Source organism: Aquisalimonas asiatica (genome assembly GCF_900110585.1).
GTDB lineage: Bacteria > Pseudomonadota > Gammaproteobacteria > Nitrococcales > Aquisalimonadaceae > Aquisalimonas > Aquisalimonas asiatica.
Genome location: NZ_FOEG01000008.1, coordinates 118,105 through 134,303 on the forward strand (window position 1 = coordinate 118,105; position 16,199 = coordinate 134,303).

Below are 16,199 nucleotides of genomic sequence, written 5' to 3' on the forward strand. Positions count from 1 at the left end.
CATGTATCCACCTATAGGGCGCATATAATAAGTGCGGCTGAGGTAAGCCGCACGCTGGGAGGTAACGACGAACCCCGGTCACCCCAAGGTGCCGGGGTTTTGTTTTGAGGGGCACGGCCATGGCGAACCCGGACCAACCGTTTGGCACACCGCCCGATTTCCGCTACCGTCGTGGAAAGGCGACAAGCGGGAACCGCGCCATGGACCCAGGCGGGCACAGCATTGATCACAGAGCACTACCGTCATGCGACGTCCAGCGGGCTCCGTACCCCTTTCCCGCCACGGTTCAGCACGTGCGTGTAGATCATCGTCGTGCGCACATCACTGTGGCCGAGCAGTTCCTGGACCGTGCGGATGTCGTACCCGGATTCCAGCAGGTGCGTGGCGAACGAGTGCCGGAAGGTGTGGCAGGACGCGGGTTTCTTCAGTCCCGCACGCCGAACCGCTTTCTTCACGGCTCGTTGCAACCCTTGCTCGTCCGCGTGATGCCGGCGCTGGACTCCGGAGCGGGGATCAACGGAGAGGCGCGACGCCGGAAAGACATACTGCCAGCCAGGCTCCGTGGGGGCAGACGGATACTTTCTCGCCAGCGCGTGGGGCAGCCACACCGCTCCATACCCTGCAGCAAGATCCTGCCGGTGTCGTTCCTCCGTCCGCCGAATCTGTTGTTCCAGCGGTTGTACCAGGGATTCGGGCAGCATCGTCACCCGATCCTTCGCGCCTTTGCCGTCCCGGACAAGAATCTCACGCCGAGAAACCTCGACATCCTTGATACGAAGACGAACGCACTCCATGAGCCGCAGCCCCGCGCCGTAGAGCAGCGACGCCATCAGCCAGTGCGTGCCTTCCAGATGGGCAAGCACGGCTTGGACCTCTGTGCGCGTCAGCACCACGGGCAGGCGCGCAGGCTTCCTGGCGCGTTCTACGCTCTGGATGGCGTCAAGCTGCTGGCCCAGCACGTCCCGGTAAAGAAACAAGAGAGCGCTGAAGGCCTGATTCTGTGTCGAGGCCGCCACATTTTTCCTGGCCGCCAGATGGGTAAGAAATGCCTCAACCTCGGGTGCGCCCATGTCCCGAGGATGTCGCTTTCCGTGGAAAAGAATGAAGCGCCGAATCCAGTCGACGTAGCTCTTCTCCGTGCGAATGCTGTAGTGCTTAAAACGAATCCTCTCCCGGACTTCGTCCAGCAGCTTCGGCGCCTGCTCCATGGCGACCTTGCTCCCTGTTCAAGTGATGTGTTCGAACACGTCAAGCCTAGCTACGACGGTGCACCAAGGCAAGTGGACGCATGTTATACGTTACTAATGACGCGATGTGACACGTTTATATCGACGTCTACTTTTAGTTGGGCGGCGCATAAAGACACAATTACAGGAGGCTGAATGATCCGACTTGATGACCAAGTAGCAATTGTCACTGGAGCGGGCCGTGGTTTGGGGTTCTCATATGCAAAACTGCTTGCCGATAGAGGAGCACGGGTTGTCGTTCATGATGCCGGCGTGAGCAAAGATGGCACGGATATAGATGCGGGCGTGGCAGCTGATGCCGTGAAGAACATTCAGGAGGCGGGTGGAACGGCAGTTCCGAGCACGGAGCTTCTTGATAGTCGAGACGCGTGCAGGAGAGTCGTTGAAACGGCGCTAAAGGAATTTGGCCGTCTCGATATCTTGGTGCACAACGCTGGATGGGTTGCGTATGAGTCGATTGAAGAACTAACTCCAGAATTTTTGCAGCGTGCCAATAGCGTCAACATCGAAGCGCCGACGTGGTTGGCTCAAGCGGCGTTCACCACCATGAGGCAGCAAGGTTATGGTCGGTTCGTGCTCACGACCTCGGATAGAGCGATTTACCAGCAGTACGTTTTTAGTGGCCTTGCTCCCTATGCAATGGGAAAGATGGCCCAAATTGGCCTCATGAACGAGCTCGCGGTAGAAGGAAAAGAGCATGGAATCCTCGCCAATGCTATTTGTCCGGTAGCGAAGACGCGAATGTGGGGAATACAAGACGAACCGAAGGACTTGCGACCAGAGCAAGTTGCCCCGGGCGTCCTATACCTTGCCTCACCGGAATGTCGAGATTCTGGCGTGATACTGCGAGCCGGAAATGGACAATTCACCGGGGCACACTGGGTCGAGCGGGAGAATGTAGCTTATCCGCAAGACCTTGCCGCAATTGAAGCTTCTACGGCCGAGGATGTGGCGAGTCGTTGGCACGATATTACTTCCAATGTTGCATTTTGAGCGAAACGTGAGCAGCCGGAGTATCGTGCCGCCCAACAAATCGTTGGAGAGGGACTTTTGCTACGCAGGCTGCGCCTGCTCCGCAAAAGCCCCTCAACTCAGACGTTAGGCACAGCAATGAGCGATGAAAAGAAACTTATGTCTGTAGATTTCTTTGGAAACGGGTTATGTACTCATTGCCACTTGGCGCGGCAAGAATTAGAAGAGTTTCGGGCTTTTAACGAGGCCAGTGAATCAGCATGGGGAAATAGGGATAAACAGCTTCAGGATCACTTGGATTCGATTCTCGTTAAATACCCAGAATCAAGCCACGGTGAGATTGTCGAAAGTTACGGCTGGGACCTTCACGTGAACCAAGTAAAGTACCCAAGTATCCATCGTCAGTCGATAATTTTGACAATCTTTAGCTTCCTTGAGCATGAATTAAATAGCCTGTGCTATATCCTGTCTGAATCGGTTAGCAGCTCAGTATCACTGAGAGATTTAAAAGGTCAAGGCGTGGAAAGGGCTTTTCTTTATCTTAGAAAAATCGCGGAGTTTGATTTATCTAAAGCGAACAGTGAGCTGACTTACATTCGTGGATTAAATTCGGTTAGGAATCAAATAGTCCATAATGGTGGGGCTCTTCCGCAAGATGCAAAACATAAAGCCAACATGTTTGTGAATTCGTGTCGAAATTTGGCTGGAGATCCAGGAAGCAGTCTTCGTGTTCGAGAGGAGTTTGTACCAGAGATGATTGGAGTTTTGATGGCTTTCTTTGGGAAACTAGAAGAACAAGTGCAAGGTCATATTCAGGCGTATAACCGAGGTGCCTAACCAAGCGGTCAACCGGACGCCAAAAGCATGCCGCTTTTGGTTCCCTCCGCTTCGCTCCGGCGCCGGTTATCGCAAGCGTTATATGGTTTTGAAGAAATGCGACTAGATCATGCCGAAGACTTAGCGGCGTTCGTCGAGGAGCTCAAGCGGGAAACAGACCGCGGCCTCCCGCTTGTAAGTGCGGCGCTCATCGACGACAAACTGTTTGAGAGCCTTCGCGCATTCTTTGTGGAAGGGAAATCCACCGAGCGTCTACTTTCGGGGTATAGCGCGCCATTGGGATCCTTTTCGGCCCGAATCGACGCGTGCTTCTCGCTCGCGCTGATCGACCAGTATGAGTACAACGAAATATCGCTTATCCGAAAGGTGAGAAACGAATTTGCCCACGGGCAACATGGGTTAACATTCGAGACAGAGCCTGTGCGTGGGTATTGTTCCAGCCTGCAATCCGACCTGCCGGAAGGAGCAGGCTATCCCACCACAGATCCGCGATTCCGCTTTACCAATGCTGTGATCTGCATGGCGTTGCGACTTTACTATCGTCCTGAGTGGGTGAAGAAGGAGCGCCGCACCTCGAAAGAATGGGTCGACCCTGATGCAACGAGGTGGCGATCAACGGAGGACGAACCACCGCCTCCGGGAGTGCCCGTAATGGGAATCGGAAAGCCTCGGAAGCCATGAGGAAGGTCGCATATAACCATGCGGTGCAGGTGACGCCGGAACCGCTGGGCGGTTCCGGCGCTCCTGACCTTCAGCGTTAGAGCAATACCAGAGGGAGGAGCTAAAAATGGCAATAGTGAGGAGAAAGTGTTTTATTTCATATCACCATGCAGATCAGCATGAAGTAAGCCAATTTGTACGCTCATTCGATCATGAGCAAGATGCCTTTATCGCTCGTGGGCTCGGCCAAGAGATGTCTGAGGATATCATTAATAGCACTAATACGGACTACGTAATGAGGCGGATTAGACAACTGTACTTGGGGGATTCTACTGTCACTCTCGTCATGCTCGGTAAATGTACTTGGGCTCGAAGATATGTTGACTGGGAAATCCAGTCATCCTTGCGTCAAGGTGAAAACACCACGCCAAATGGCTTGCTGGCAATAAAGCTACCAAGTTATGAGCTTGGACAAAAGATCTTTCCAGATAGGCTAAACAAGAACTTGAAACAAAATGATGCTCAAGAGGACTGTTATGCCAGATGGATAGCATATCCAAGAACGACGGATCAGCTTGTTGACGCGATCGAGAGAGCATACCAACGACGAGCTACTCATCGAAAATGGATTGTGAACCCTCGTGACAGAATGGGTTATAACCGTCAATGCTAGGAATCTAGAGGATGGCAAATACAGAGAGTCTTCCGGATCATTTTCGCCTGATACTTGATCAGGGTTTAAGTCTAACTATAGAGGCAAGCGGTCCATTAGTTTTGACGCTGATAATTTTTGTCATTCTAGCGATCGGTTTGCGTCTGATCTTATCTGTCTGGGGTCCCTGGAGATCTTTCGAAATAGATGAGGCAGAGTTTGGTCTTGGTGATCAGAAAGTAAAAATAAGACCAAACGAGATAGACAGGCAGATCGCATACAAAATATGGGTCGAACTGAGTACGCGAAAAGTTGGCCTGGAAATTGATCTTGATAATGACGTGATTTCTGAGATCTATGATTCATGGTATAGCTTTTTCTCTGTTACCCGAGAGCTTATCAAGGATGTTCCTGTTTCGAAATTCCGACGTAAAGATACGGAGAGGATTATCTCCTTATCAATCGATGTGCTGAATTCTGGTATACGCCCTCACCTTACAAAATGGCAAGCAAGGTTTCGTAGATGGTATGACTTTCAGCTTGCAAAGGATGAAAATGCTGATCTTCATCCCCAAGATATACAGAAGAAGTTTCCAGATCATGAAGAATTGAAGAAGGATATTATGGCAGTAAACAAAAATCTTATTGGGTACAGAAAAAAAATGCATCAGTTGGTTTCCGGGATATGAGATGCTCTAACAAGGCGCTCGTTCGGACGCAAACCACGCTGCGCTTCGTTTGCGCCGCACAGCTTCGGCGTTAACCATATGATCGCGTACTTTTTTCCATTTGTTGCAGTTGTTGTTCTGACCGTTTTAGCGAAGGTGTCGGCGGGAATTGAGCTTCAGCGCGACGAATTGCTTCCGCTCCTAAATTTTGAGCCGTTTGTGTATGTTCTTTTTCTGGGGGCAGGTGTTTCGCTCATTGTCTCTCACCGATCACGTGTCCCAGAAATTTTGGGAACTTATCTCGTAGTTCCTTTTTCTGGGGCCCTTACAGGGTGGGGGGGGGCGGGTCTCACCATTGTGGAGCTGCTGTCAGGACACTGGCAAAACGTCCCGGTCGGCATTGCGCTGTCGGTTTTAATGGCTGCCATCACACTAGCGCCTGTGTTAATTGTTGGTAACGCTGCAAATTTCACAGCTGACGTGCGGAGTCGCTTGTTCAGAAAGCCACCGCATGTGTGGCTCACGTATCTTATGGCTGTCTCCTTGGCTGCCGGTGGTCTATTCGGTTTGTGGAGTTTGTATGGTTAACCAGGCGGTCAGCCGGACGCCAAAAGCTTACCGCTTTTGGTTCCCTGCGCTGGCGTTCCGGCGCCGGTTACCTTAACGTTGGGCAGATGAGAGCATTGGAGTTCCCGTGGCACGCAACATCGAGATCAAGACTCGTTCAACCAGCTTTGAGGAGCAGGCTCGGATAGCCGCCCGCATTGCAGATGGCCCACCTGTACTGATCGAGCAGACGGACACCTTCTTTCATGTGCCACGCGGTCGGCTCAAGCTCAGGGAGTTCGGCAACGGTACAGGTGAGTTGATCCAGTACATCCGAGCGGATTCCTCGGGACCCAAGCAGTCGACGTATGTCCGCTCGCCAACGCACGAGCCTCAGTCTCTAAAGGAAGCTCTGTCAGCCGCGCTTGGCGTTCGCGCCATCGTGCAGAAGCGGCGCACGCTGTTTATGGTTGGGCAAACCCGAATCCACCTGGACGAGGTGAAGGGGCTGGGCCGATTCATCGAACTTGAGGTTGTGCTTCGGCCGGAGCAGACCGAAGAGGAGGGGGACTCTCGTCGCGGAGCAGCTAATGTCAAAGCTTGGCATCCACCAAGTCGATTTGGTCGCGGGGGCATATGTAGATCTGCTGGCGAGTGGAAGGCCCAACAACAGCGTGGAGCCGACGCGCTAACGCTCACGTTGGGCCGACAGAGGAGGAGCAGAATGGTTGCTACCGGTAAATGTCCGAAGTGTGAAAGTGTCGTTAGCTCTGTCCGAATAGAGGATGTTGACGGCAAGGTGGGGTTCCAGTCCAAGTGGCACTGCATTTCGTACTGCTGTCCTTCGTGCAACACCGTGCTGGGCGTTCAAATGGACCCGGTTGCATTAAAGACGGATACCATTAACGGAGTGGTAGAGAAGCTGCGCGGTCAAGTATGAAGCGCTGGATGGTTGGCGCATAGGAGGCGGAGTGGCAATCTGCAATGCGATCCAGAACATGACGAAGTTGAGTTTCGTATACCACGGGTATCCTAGGGTGGTGGAACCACACACCTATGGCATCGACACCAAGGGGCATGAAGCGCTGCGCGCTTATCAGGTCGCCGGTGGCAGCGAGTCTGGTGAATACGCTGGCTGGAAGCTCTTTCATGCGCAGGAAATGCGAGGGTTACAGGTGCTGGAAGAGGGCTTTGCCGGACCTCGGCAGGGCTACAAGCGGGGAGACAAGGCATTCTCCCATATCCGATGCCAGCTGTAGCATAGCCATGCCCAACGAGGCGCTCGTTCGGACGCTCCTTACGTCGCGCCGCACAGCTTGAACGTTAGCGATCAATAGAGAGGGTGGTTATGTCTGTGAGGGACTATGAAGAAAGGCCGTTTGTAGTCGCCGTTGATGCTAATGGGGCGGATGACTGCGGGATCGAACCGAATCCGTCTGACGGTGGAAGAACGGAGACTGCATGGGTGAAGCTTGTCGACGACGAGACAGGGACGCTTTGGGCCATGGCCTCAGTGCAGGTATATGAAAGGCCGATTCCTTACACCGACCATGAAGAAAGAATCTTTTCAGAAGACGACGTTTCAATAGAGCTATTCGAGGTCGAGGATAGCGAAACGGTTCCACCCAGGATAGTAGAAAAGTTGCTTGAGGACACGAATGCGGTAGAAATCTTGCGCCACGTATGTCGCGAAGCGGATCAAGAAGATCACTCGCTGTAGTGGGAACGGATATCGTGCTAACAAGCCGGTGAACCCGACGCCGGAAAGTAACGCGGCGCTTCGCGGGAAACAAAGTGGCGGCGCGGTTTGCCGGCGACGTTAGCTCTGCAGAGGAAAACTTATGCCACATAAACTTAAAGGCAGAGATGGAAAGGCCATAACTATTCCTGATGGCGGGCACGGGCTTCAAGGTCGTGACGGACACATGGTTGCGATCCCAAAGGGTGGGCATGGCTTGCAAGGCAGAGATGGTAGAATGGTAGCCATTCGCGCTGGTGGTCATGGGCTACAGGGGCGCGATGGGCGTATGGTTTATATTCCTAATGGTGGGCATGGCCTCCAAGGCCGTGATGGTCGCATGGTCGCTATACCTAAAGGAAAGCATGGTGTCGAAGATGAGAAAGGTCGTATTCGAGTCAAGAGCTAACAAGGCCATTAAATTCGCTCCCTGCGGTCGCCGTGACCTTGCCCGACTGAATTGGATTGGACACGTTCATGCGGCCAGTTTCCCGAAGGCGGCCGGCGATTGAAAGCCCAGCGCTGAGTGCAGCCGCCGCCGATTGTAGAACCGGAGGTAGTCATCGACATGGCTGACCAGCGCGGACACGGATTGCTGCAGGTGGGCCTCGGTGACGTCGGACTCGGCCTTCAGCGTGCCAAAGAAGGACTCCACATGGGCGTTGTCGTAGCAGTACGCCCGGCGACTCATGCTCTGCGTCAGGCTGTGGCGGGCGAGCAGCGCCTTGAAGCTGTTGGCGGCGTACTCGATGCCCTGATCCGAATGAAACAGCGCACCGCGGCGCGGCCGATGATGTTGCAGGGCGTTGATCAACGCCGCACAAGTCAGCTCAGCCGTGCGCTGCTGCGATGTCGCCCAACCAAGGATCTGTCGAGTGTATTGATCCATGACCACCGCCAAGAACAGCCAACCGCGCTGCGTGTGGATATACGTGTAATCGCCGACCCAGACCTCGCCGCGCCGGTTCGCCGGCCCTTGCTCCAGAAGCCTGTTCGGCACCTGATACTGAGCAGCCCTTCCAGGGCGCGGGCGATAGCGCTTCGCCTGACGGGCAACCAGTCCATCTTCACGCATCAGCCGGGCCACGTGATGGCGCCCACACGGGTATCCCATGCCATCCAGCACCTGCTTGATGCGCGGGCTGCCATAGATGCCTCGATTGGCAGCAAAGGCCTGGCGAATGGGCTTGAGCAATACGGCATCCTCAATGGCTTGGGCACTCGGCATCCGCTGCGACCACTCGTAGAAGCTGCTCCGCGGCACGCCAAGGGCGTCACACAGGCGCTTCACCGAGAAGCGGTCCCGCCGCTCGGCTATGAATCGGTATCTCCCGGTCGGCGTTGTCCGAAAAAACGCCGCGCTTCCCTGAGGATCTCGTTCTCCTCGTTCAGCTTGCGGTTGTCACGCTTCAACGCCCGGATCTGCCGCCGTAGCTCCGCGGCTTCGGCGTCACTACCCTTGGGAGGCTTTGCCATGAATCGACCCTCGCGGTATTCCTTCTTCCAGCGTGACAGCATAAACGGGTGGATGCCCAGCCGTGCAGCCACGGCCTGGGTCTGGACGCCGGGTTGCAGCGCGAGCTCCACGGCTTCAACCTTGAACTGGTCATCGTAGCGGCGGTACTTCATGGATCACCTCATCAATTGCAAAAACGAAGAGGTGTCCAATTCAGCCGGGCAAGGTCATGGCGCTCCAAAGCCGGCCGGTTACGCTGAGCGTTATGCAGTTGTCGCTTTTAAAAAAGCACCATAGATTTCGACTAAGGAGTTATAAGTGGCTGACCTAGCATCTCAACCAACCTCGATCCAATCAATATACAGCTGGTATAAGGAAGATAAGCTATACGTTAATAGACGGTATCAAAGAAAACTTGTATGGACTCAAGATGAGAAGCAAAGGTTAATTGAGTCAATATTAAAAAGATACCCGATTCCCGCGCTCTTTGTTGCCGAGCGAGAAGAGGCGGGCACGTATGAAATAATAGATGGCCTTCAAAGGCTTCATGCTATTGTTTCATTTATAGAAACGTCATTTCCAGATTTAGACGGGCAATTCTTCAACCTTGAACACTTTCCTACCGCGAAAAGTCGTGCAGATTCTGGTGGTTTTGACCCTACTCAATCGGAAAGTCTTATTGATCAGGGGCAGGTGACCACGATCCTTGATTATACGTTGGCGCTTTCTGTGATGCGCAATGCAACGGAGGATGAAATAAATGACGTATTTGACAGAATTAATACCTATGGTCACCGGTTAAGTGATCAAGAAAGAAGGCAGGCGGGTGTCCAAAACGAATTCTCTGAGGTCGTTCGTCATATAGCTTGTGAAATACGAGGGGACGACTCTGCTGATGTATTGACACTTAGTTTGATGCCGTCAGTTAGTGTTGATTTGCCAATGTCCAAGCACGGCTATGAAGTGCGCGCAGATGAAGTTTTCTGGGTTCAGCAGGGTATCCTGCGATCTACAGATCTGCGAGATAGCGAAGACGAACAGTGTATAGCGGATATTGTGGCTTCGATAGTTGGGAGTCAACCAATTCCTAGGTCTAAGGATGCTTTAGATAGCGTGTACGCGGACGGAAGCGAGGAAAATAGAAGAATATTGAGCTCGCTTGATGTATACGGCCCCGAGCGCATATCAGAGGAGTTCAAATTTTGTGTTGAAGAAATACAAAAAATATGCAGTCAAGGGGGCGAGGAAAAGCTAAGAGATTTGATCTTTGAAAAAAGAACAACGAACCCATTTCCTTCCGTTTTTGCCGTTCTGTTTATCGCGCTTCACGAAACTTTTGTCAAAGACAAGAAAGTGATTTCCGACTACGAGTGCGCTAAAAAATCTCTAAACAATCTTGTTTCCAGGGTTGAGTCTGGTAGGAAAGCGGGGTCCCCAAGTGAACGAAGAAAGAATATCGCAACTGCGAAAGCATTGTTGGACGATTGCTTGATCGATGCTGATGGAACACAGCATATTTATGGGTCGCAGTCGACCGTAGATATCCAGAACGCATTAAGACGATCAGAAGCGGAGCACTCTAGGTACGAATTAAAGCAAGGGCTTCTAAGTCTCTCAGATGATAGAAAAAGAGATGGGGCGGTAGTCGACAAGGTTATTAAAACGATTTGTGCAATAGCGAATAATGGGCCAAGCTGCTCTGGGCAAATAATAATTGGAGTTGCTGACAAGGAGGCAGACAAAAAACGAATAAGTGAAATTGACGGAGTGGAAGGGAAAAGGATTGGGAGAAAGTATGTCGTTGGAGTAAAACGAGAGGCGGACGTGCTGGGCATTACTATTGAGCAATATTATTCGCAGTGGAAGGAGGCGATCCGGAACTCCGGTCTTTCTGGGAGTGTGCGGGATTCTGTGCTTTCCAATATGGACTATAATGAGTTCTACGGCCTAGGTGTTATCACCATTACCATTCCGCCGCAATGTGAAATGTCTTATGTGGGTGAGGAGACCTTTTTGAGGAGTGGTGACGACACCCTAAAAGCAGAAACTGCACAGCAAATCGCGTCAATCGCGAAAAGGTTTTAGGCAATGGGTTTAGCAAAGGGCTGTTGGTGGCGGTACCTATGTCTGCTCTCACCAGTAACTGCATAACACGGCGCTTGAGGCGACGCTCGCACGCTCGCGCGCCTCAGCTATGCGTTATAAGTCATTGAGAGTTTTTCATGAGTTTGATTGAAGCGATTATTGTTGGTCTACAATTTAAGCGGCTAGAGAGGCCTCTAGTGTTCGTTACTATGCTTCTTGCGCTAGTGTGCTTCATGGCGCTCGCTGTAGTAATTGCTCTTGCGGGCCTTGAGCTTCTATTATCAGGCAAGGGGCTGTTTCCCGCCTTGGGCACAGTTTTACTATCGTCCATGTTTTTTGGGCTGTCCGCCGTGTGCGGCCATTTTGTCAAAAAGAGTGTGCAGTAATGCCTTATAACCAAGCCATTAAATGCGCTCTCTCCGGTCGCCGGACGCTCATGTTCCTTGCGCCGTTTATTGCAGGCCTTAATTGCCAAGGAGAGATATGGCTATAACCTTCAAGGTGAATCACCCAGTTACCACTGACCAGTTCATCGGTTTACTGGAGAGTTCTAGCCTCGGGGAGCGTCGGCCAATCCACGATCGAGACTGTATGGATGGGACGATTTCTAACTCCAATCTCGTCGTAAGCGCGTGGGATGATGAGTTGTTGGTTGGCATCGCCCGCGGTGTCACGGATTTTCACTACGCCTGCTACCTGTCAGATTTGGCGGTTCATCAGCACTATCAAAGATCAGGAATAGGCAAACGATTACAGTCACTGACCCAAGAGCAACTCGGGCCGCTCTGCAAATTGATCCTCATTGCAGCACCGGCGGCCAACTCGTACTACCGTCGGCTTGGTTACACGCACAATGATCGTTGCTGGGTTCTGGATGCGGGAGTGACCATTGGTAATTAACAAGGCCAGGCACGCGACGGCTACCGCACTGCGGATTCGCCGCCATTCCGTAGCTGCGCATGCCGGTTGGCGTTAGGCCGCAAGGGGAACTCATTGGGCCAGTGCACAAGGGCTGGAATACCGGGGCACTGCCATCACTGGCAGGGCCCGGTACCTGTTTGTTGTCTGGCCTTGAGGCTTACAACTCCTGCTTGGTCGGCCGGATGATCATCTCGTTCACATCCACATCACCCGGCTGCTCGATGGCGTAGGTGACCGCCCGGGCAATGGCGTCGGCATCAATGGCCACCGCGTACAGGTCATTGGCTGCTTTCCGCGCATCCGGATCCGTGATGTGGTCAGTCAGTTCCGTGGCCACCGCTCCGGGGGAGATGTTGGTGGCCCGGATCTCGCCGTTGGATTCCTGGCGGATGCCTTCCGACAGCGCTTTCACGGCGTACTTGGTGGCGCAGTAGACAGCCGCACCCGGGAAGACGACATGGCCGGCCACGGAGGACAGGTTGATGATGTGGCCGGAGCCCTGCTTGCGCATGGTCGGCAGCACGGCAGCCAGGCCGTAGAGGACACCCTTGATGTTCACATCGATCATGGTGTCCCACTCGTCCACGTTCAGCTTGTCGATGGGCGCGAGCTGCATCAGGCCGGCGTTGGCCAGCAGCACATCAATGCGACCAAAGAGCTCCACTGTTCTGTCGGCCACGGCCTGAACGGCCTGACGATCGGTCACATCCAGGACCTGGTACTCAGCCTGACCGCCTTCTTTCTCAATCGACTCTTTCAGTTGCTTCAGTCGATCTTCACGGCGCGCTGTCAGCATGAGTTTTGCCCCACGCTTGGCAAGCATGTGTGCCGTCGCTTCACCCAGGCCACTGCTGGCACCGGTGATGATCACTACTTTGTTTTCAACCTCTGACAAGGTTCCAACTCCTGTTAACCGAGGGGGAGTGCGCGGACACTATTGCGCTTGCTCAAGCGTGGGATAGTCGATGTAGCCACGTTCGTCGCCACCGTAAAAGGTGCTGTCGTCCCAGCGGTTCAATGGCGCGTTCTGCCGGAACCGCTCGACCAGGTCCGGGTTGGCGATCATGGGGCGCCCGAAGGACACCAGGTCGCAGTAACCGGCCTGGATGCGCTCGATTGCCTCATCCCGGCTGTAGGCGCCGTTGCCGATGTAGGTGCCGCTGAAGGCGTTGCGAATGGCTTTGAGGACGGATTCCGGGCGGCCTTCTTCGTGGTTGCCCTGGAAGGAGTCCTCGACCACTTCCAGATAGGCGATGCCGGCCTCGTCAAGGCCACGGGCGAATGCCTCAAAGGTGGTGTGGGGGTCTTCATCGTACATGCTGTTGAAGCTGCCGGTGGGGGTGACGCGCACGCCAATGCGAGCCGTTGGCCAGACCTGCTTGACCGCCTCGACCACCATCAGCGGGAACCGCACCCGGTTTTCCACGGAGCCGCCGTATTCATCGGTGCGCTGGTTGCTGCCGGTCCGCAGGAACTGATCCAGCAGATAGCCGTTGGCGGCGTGGATCTCGATGCCATCAAAACCGGCCTCCCGGGCGTTCTCGGCGCCCTGACGGAACTGTTCCACCACTTTGGGGATTTCTTCGGTTTCCAGTGCCCGCGGTTGGGGAACGTCTACCATTCCCGATTCAGCACTGATAAAGACCTGCGATCCTTCAGGGGTGATCGCCGACGGGGCAACGGGGCTGGCTCCACCCGGCTGGAGTTCATTGTGTGAGATGCGACCCACATGCCAGAGCTGGGCGTGGATACGGCCACCGGCTTCATGCACCGCATCGGTGACCTTGCGCCAGCCCCGAACCTGTTCGCTGGAGTAGATGCCCGGTGTGAATGCGTATCCCTTGCCCTCGGGGCAGACTTGCGTTGCTTCGCTGATGATCAGCCCGGCGCTGGCCCTCTGAGCGTAGTAGGTGGCGTTCATGTCGCTGGGAACGTCACCGGGTTGGCTGGCCCGGGCCCGGGTGAGCGGTGACATGATGATCCGGTTGGGCAATGTCAGATCGCCCAGGGTCACGGTGTCGAATAGCGGGTTGTGCGCTTGATTCATCGGTTCTCACTCTTGCGTGATTGAATGACTGTGATCCGGCCTGGCGTTAATTCGTCAGGATTTTCCGGAAGAGAAGTGACTGAAACTGGTCCAGTGGCTGTCTGGAGCGGATCAATTTGGCTCTCAGTATTGCGCCCTGCCAACCAGACAGCAGCAGGGATGCCGCCTCCGCTGCATCGAGGTCTGTTGGGATCTCGCCCGCATGCTGTCCTTCGGTAATGCAGTCCGCGAAGCGGCGCTCCCAACCGGCAAATACCGTGTCGAGCTTGGAGCGGAACGCTTCGTTCTGGGTGGCCAGCTCCTGGCCTAGGTTGCCGATGAGGCACCCCTTCGAGAAATCACAATCAATGACGTCCTGGGAGGCGGCCTCCAGATAGGCTCGGATGCGATCGAGCGGTGTCAGTGCGGGATTGCTTACTGTTTCATCCAGGCGCTGATCGTAGTCGCGGGCGTAGTCGTCAATGACTGCCAGGCCAAAGTCGTTCTTGCTGCTGAAGTAGTAATAGAACGAGCCCTTGGGTACCTGAGCTGCATCCAGCACTTTGTTGATCCCCGTGGCCTGGAAGCCATTGCAGAGAATCAGCTGTGCGCCGACTTGGATGATGTGCTGGCGAGTGTCGTCCGATCCCATGGCGCGGATATTAGACCGGTCTCCTAGTGGGGTCAACCGGTGCGGAATCAGGAGCCCTCCGGGGAAAGTCAGCTCCAGCAGCAGACACGTGCTGAATGCACCCTCGACAGGGCCCACTGGGCGTTCAGTCGGTTTCGTGGGAAAACGGATGACCAGCTAGAGGCAGGGCTGGCAACGATGCTCAGCTCAAGGAAGCGCTGATCTAATGGCGCTCTCAGCGCTCGTGTCTTGTGGCCGAAGACGGCTCTCAGTGGCAGCCGACCCAAGTCCGGCTTGATCGTGCCTGGCGGGGCGGCGTCGCCGCCCTGGTTTTCGGCCTCAGATGGAGTTCTCGCTTGGACCGCCGGCACCCGTCAGAAAGGCAGAATCTTCTCCCCCTTCAGGGCCTGCACTGGACAGCCACTGCTTCGCAGCGGCTGCCGTCTAGCTTGGCGGTTGGCCGGGTGTTGCGTGATGGGCAACGTGGTACGGTCTGGGCATGAACAGATCATTCCGTCACGAGGGGTTTCGGCGACTCTGCAAGTCGGGGAGCGTCGCTGGTATCGCGTCGCAGCAGGCGACTCGGCTGCAGGATACAGCTGGCCGCGCTTGATACCGCAGCCAGTATCGAAGACATGAGAATCCCGGGATTTCGTCGGCATCCGCCCAAGGGAGGCGACCGCGGCCGGTAGTCAATCTGGGTCAACGGTAACTGGCGTTTGACCTTTGAGTTCCGCGTAGGAAACGCCGTAGAAACCCTGCAGTGCGATGAGCCCAATAACGGAATCCAGCCGACGCGCTAACGCGCGGGGCTCATCCCTGGCGTTATGTGGCTGAAGCGGGGGCGATCTAATGCTCTTTCGAAAGGAGTTCCTCGAAGGCATTCGGGCGGGGGCCGTTACACTGGCGTTCCGCCGCTGGCGGCGGCCATCCGTGCGAGAGGGCGGCACGTTGCTTACTCCCGTCGGACAACTCAGTATCAGGTCTGTGGAGCCCGTGACCCTGAACCAGATTTCCGAGGAGGATGCTCACCGCGCGGGCTACAAGTCTAGACAGGCGTTGCTGGATGAGTTGCAGCGTCGGTCTGAGGGGGAAGTTTACCGCATTGTATTTGGACAATTGCGCCCGGATCCCCGAGTCGAGCTGCGCGAGGCACCGGTGGCAACAGAGGCGGAGTTCGAGGGTCTGCGGCGGTGCTTGATTCGATTGGATGCGCGTGCACCTGAGGGGGCATGGACCGTTCGTACATTGGAAACCGTGGAATCGCATCCAGGCGTGCGCGCAGGTGACCTCTCCGGTCTCGTCGGTCAAGACAAGGAGTTGTTTAAGGTGAACGTGCGTAAGCTTAAGAACCTCGGTCTCACCGAGAGCCTCGGGACTGGCTATCGCTTGTCGCCCCGTGCCGAAGCGCTTCTCCGAGCCCTGCGTGCAGTGAGGTGGACCCAATCAGTTGGACAACCTGATGGTGTCCCTAAGCTATGATCCGGTTGTTTCCCTGGCTCAGGCTGCCAAGGATATGGATTGCCCGTAGTACACCTCATCGGGCGTTTGGTAATCAAGGGTTTGGTGGTACCGGGTCTGATTGTAATGCCGGAAGTACCGGTGGAGCGCCTGCTTCAAGTGTCGGCCATCCTCGAAGGCAGTGAGGTAGACGCACTCGTGTTTGACGCTGCGCCAGAGCCGTTCCACGAAGATGTTGTCATGGTAGCAGCCCTTGCCGTCCATACTGATCCGGATGCCATACTCTTTGAGAACGCTTG

General features: G+C 54.8%; 18 protein-coding genes. 11 read left to right on the forward strand and 7 right to left on the reverse strand.

Annotation, left to right across the window (positions count from 1 at the left end):
- Positions 1-242: 242 nt before the first annotated feature.
- Positions 243-1,208 (reverse strand): integron integrase, encoded by a 966-nt coding sequence (locus BMZ02_RS15120; RefSeq protein ID WP_091645391.1) that lies wholly within the window; start codon positions 1,206-1,208, stop codon positions 243-245.
- 174 nt (positions 1,209-1,382) lie between these two features.
- On the opposite strand from BMZ02_RS15120, the gene BMZ02_RS15125 reads away from it, so the two are divergent.
- The 9 genes from BMZ02_RS15125 (at position 1,383) to BMZ02_RS15155 (ending at position 7,302) form a co-directional block, all read left to right on the forward strand.
- On the forward strand, positions 1,383-2,240 hold the full coding sequence (locus BMZ02_RS15125) for an SDR family NAD(P)-dependent oxidoreductase (RefSeq protein ID WP_091645393.1): 858 nt from the start codon (positions 1,383-1,385) through the stop codon (positions 2,238-2,240).
- A gap of 117 nt (positions 2,241-2,357) precedes the next feature.
- Positions 2,358-3,056 carry a hypothetical protein gene (locus BMZ02_RS15130; RefSeq protein ID WP_216110865.1) on the forward strand — a complete coding sequence of 233 codons (699 nt, stop codon included), beginning with the start codon at positions 2,358-2,360 and terminating at the stop codon, positions 3,054-3,056.
- Between the two features lie 27 nt (positions 3,057-3,083).
- Positions 3,084-3,737 carry a transcriptional regulator gene (locus tag BMZ02_RS18870; protein WP_139209233.1) on the forward strand — a complete coding sequence of 218 codons (654 nt, stop codon included), beginning with the start codon at positions 3,084-3,086 and terminating at the stop codon, positions 3,735-3,737.
- Positions 3,738-3,843: 106 nt separating this feature from the next.
- On the forward strand, positions 3,844-4,389 hold the full coding sequence (locus BMZ02_RS19435; protein WP_216110866.1) for a TIR domain-containing protein: 546 nt from the start codon (positions 3,844-3,846) through the stop codon (positions 4,387-4,389).
- Between the two features lie 11 nt (positions 4,390-4,400).
- Positions 4,401-5,057, forward strand: a complete 657-nt coding sequence (locus BMZ02_RS15140; protein WP_091645396.1) for a hypothetical protein — start codon at positions 4,401-4,403, stop codon at positions 5,055-5,057.
- Positions 5,058-5,135: 78 nt separating this feature from the next.
- The gene (locus BMZ02_RS18875; RefSeq protein ID WP_139209234.1) at positions 5,136-5,624 is read left to right on the forward strand and encodes a hypothetical protein; all 489 of its coding nucleotides are present in this window, start codon (positions 5,136-5,138) and stop codon (positions 5,622-5,624) included.
- 106 nt (positions 5,625-5,730) lie between these two features.
- A complete protein-coding gene (locus BMZ02_RS15145) occupies positions 5,731-6,522 on the forward strand; it encodes a class IV adenylate cyclase (RefSeq protein WP_216110867.1) in 792 nt (263 codons plus the stop codon).
- 31 nt (positions 6,523-6,553) lie between these two features.
- Entirely contained in the window at positions 6,554-6,841 is a 288-nt protein-coding gene (locus tag BMZ02_RS15150; protein WP_216110868.1) for a hypothetical protein, read from the forward strand.
- An 89-nt stretch (positions 6,842-6,930) separates the two neighbouring features.
- Positions 6,931-7,302 (forward strand): hypothetical protein, encoded by a 372-nt coding sequence (locus BMZ02_RS15155; protein ID WP_139209235.1) that lies wholly within the window; start codon positions 6,931-6,933, stop codon positions 7,300-7,302.
- A 493-nt stretch (positions 7,303-7,795) separates the two neighbouring features.
- On the opposite strand, the gene BMZ02_RS15160 is transcribed toward BMZ02_RS15155, so the two are convergent.
- Positions 7,796-8,611, reverse strand: a complete 816-nt coding sequence (locus BMZ02_RS15160; RefSeq protein WP_091645399.1) for an IS3 family transposase — start codon at positions 8,609-8,611, stop codon at positions 7,796-7,798.
- A gap of 23 nt (positions 8,612-8,634) precedes the next feature.
- Positions 8,635-8,949 carry a transposase gene (locus BMZ02_RS15165; protein ID WP_091645401.1) on the reverse strand — a complete coding sequence of 105 codons (315 nt, stop codon included), beginning with the start codon at positions 8,947-8,949 and terminating at the stop codon, positions 8,635-8,637.
- A 145-nt stretch (positions 8,950-9,094) separates the two neighbouring features.
- Here BMZ02_RS15165 and BMZ02_RS15170 point away from each other — a divergent pair, with 145 nt between their 5' ends.
- Complete coding sequence (locus tag BMZ02_RS15170) at positions 9,095-10,861, forward strand: GmrSD restriction endonuclease domain-containing protein (RefSeq protein WP_091645402.1); 1,767 nt, start codon at positions 9,095-9,097, stop codon at positions 10,859-10,861.
- Between the two features lie 483 nt (positions 10,862-11,344).
- Positions 11,345-11,761, forward strand: coding sequence for a GNAT family N-acetyltransferase (locus BMZ02_RS15180; protein WP_091645405.1), 417 nt, complete (start codon positions 11,345-11,347; stop codon positions 11,759-11,761).
- Between the two features lie 178 nt (positions 11,762-11,939).
- Here BMZ02_RS15180 and BMZ02_RS15185 read toward each other — a convergent pair whose 3' ends face one another.
- From BMZ02_RS15185 to BMZ02_RS15205, 4 genes are all read right to left on the reverse strand, one after another.
- The gene (locus tag BMZ02_RS15185) at positions 11,940-12,677 is read right to left on the reverse strand and encodes an SDR family oxidoreductase (RefSeq protein WP_091645407.1); all 738 of its coding nucleotides are present in this window, start codon (positions 12,675-12,677) and stop codon (positions 11,940-11,942) included.
- 39 nt (positions 12,678-12,716) lie between these two features.
- On the reverse strand, positions 12,717-13,829 hold the full coding sequence (locus BMZ02_RS15190; protein WP_091645408.1) for an alkene reductase: 1,113 nt from the start codon (positions 13,827-13,829) through the stop codon (positions 12,717-12,719).
- A 46-nt stretch (positions 13,830-13,875) separates the two neighbouring features.
- A complete protein-coding gene (locus tag BMZ02_RS15195; protein ID WP_091645410.1) occupies positions 13,876-14,460 on the reverse strand; it encodes a TetR/AcrR family transcriptional regulator in 585 nt (194 codons plus the stop codon).
- A gap of 1,479 nt (positions 14,461-15,939) precedes the next feature.
- Positions 15,940-16,164, reverse strand: coding sequence for an integrase core domain-containing protein (locus BMZ02_RS15205; protein ID WP_425425090.1), 225 nt, complete (start codon positions 16,162-16,164; stop codon positions 15,940-15,942).
- Positions 16,165-16,199 lie beyond the last annotated feature (35 nt).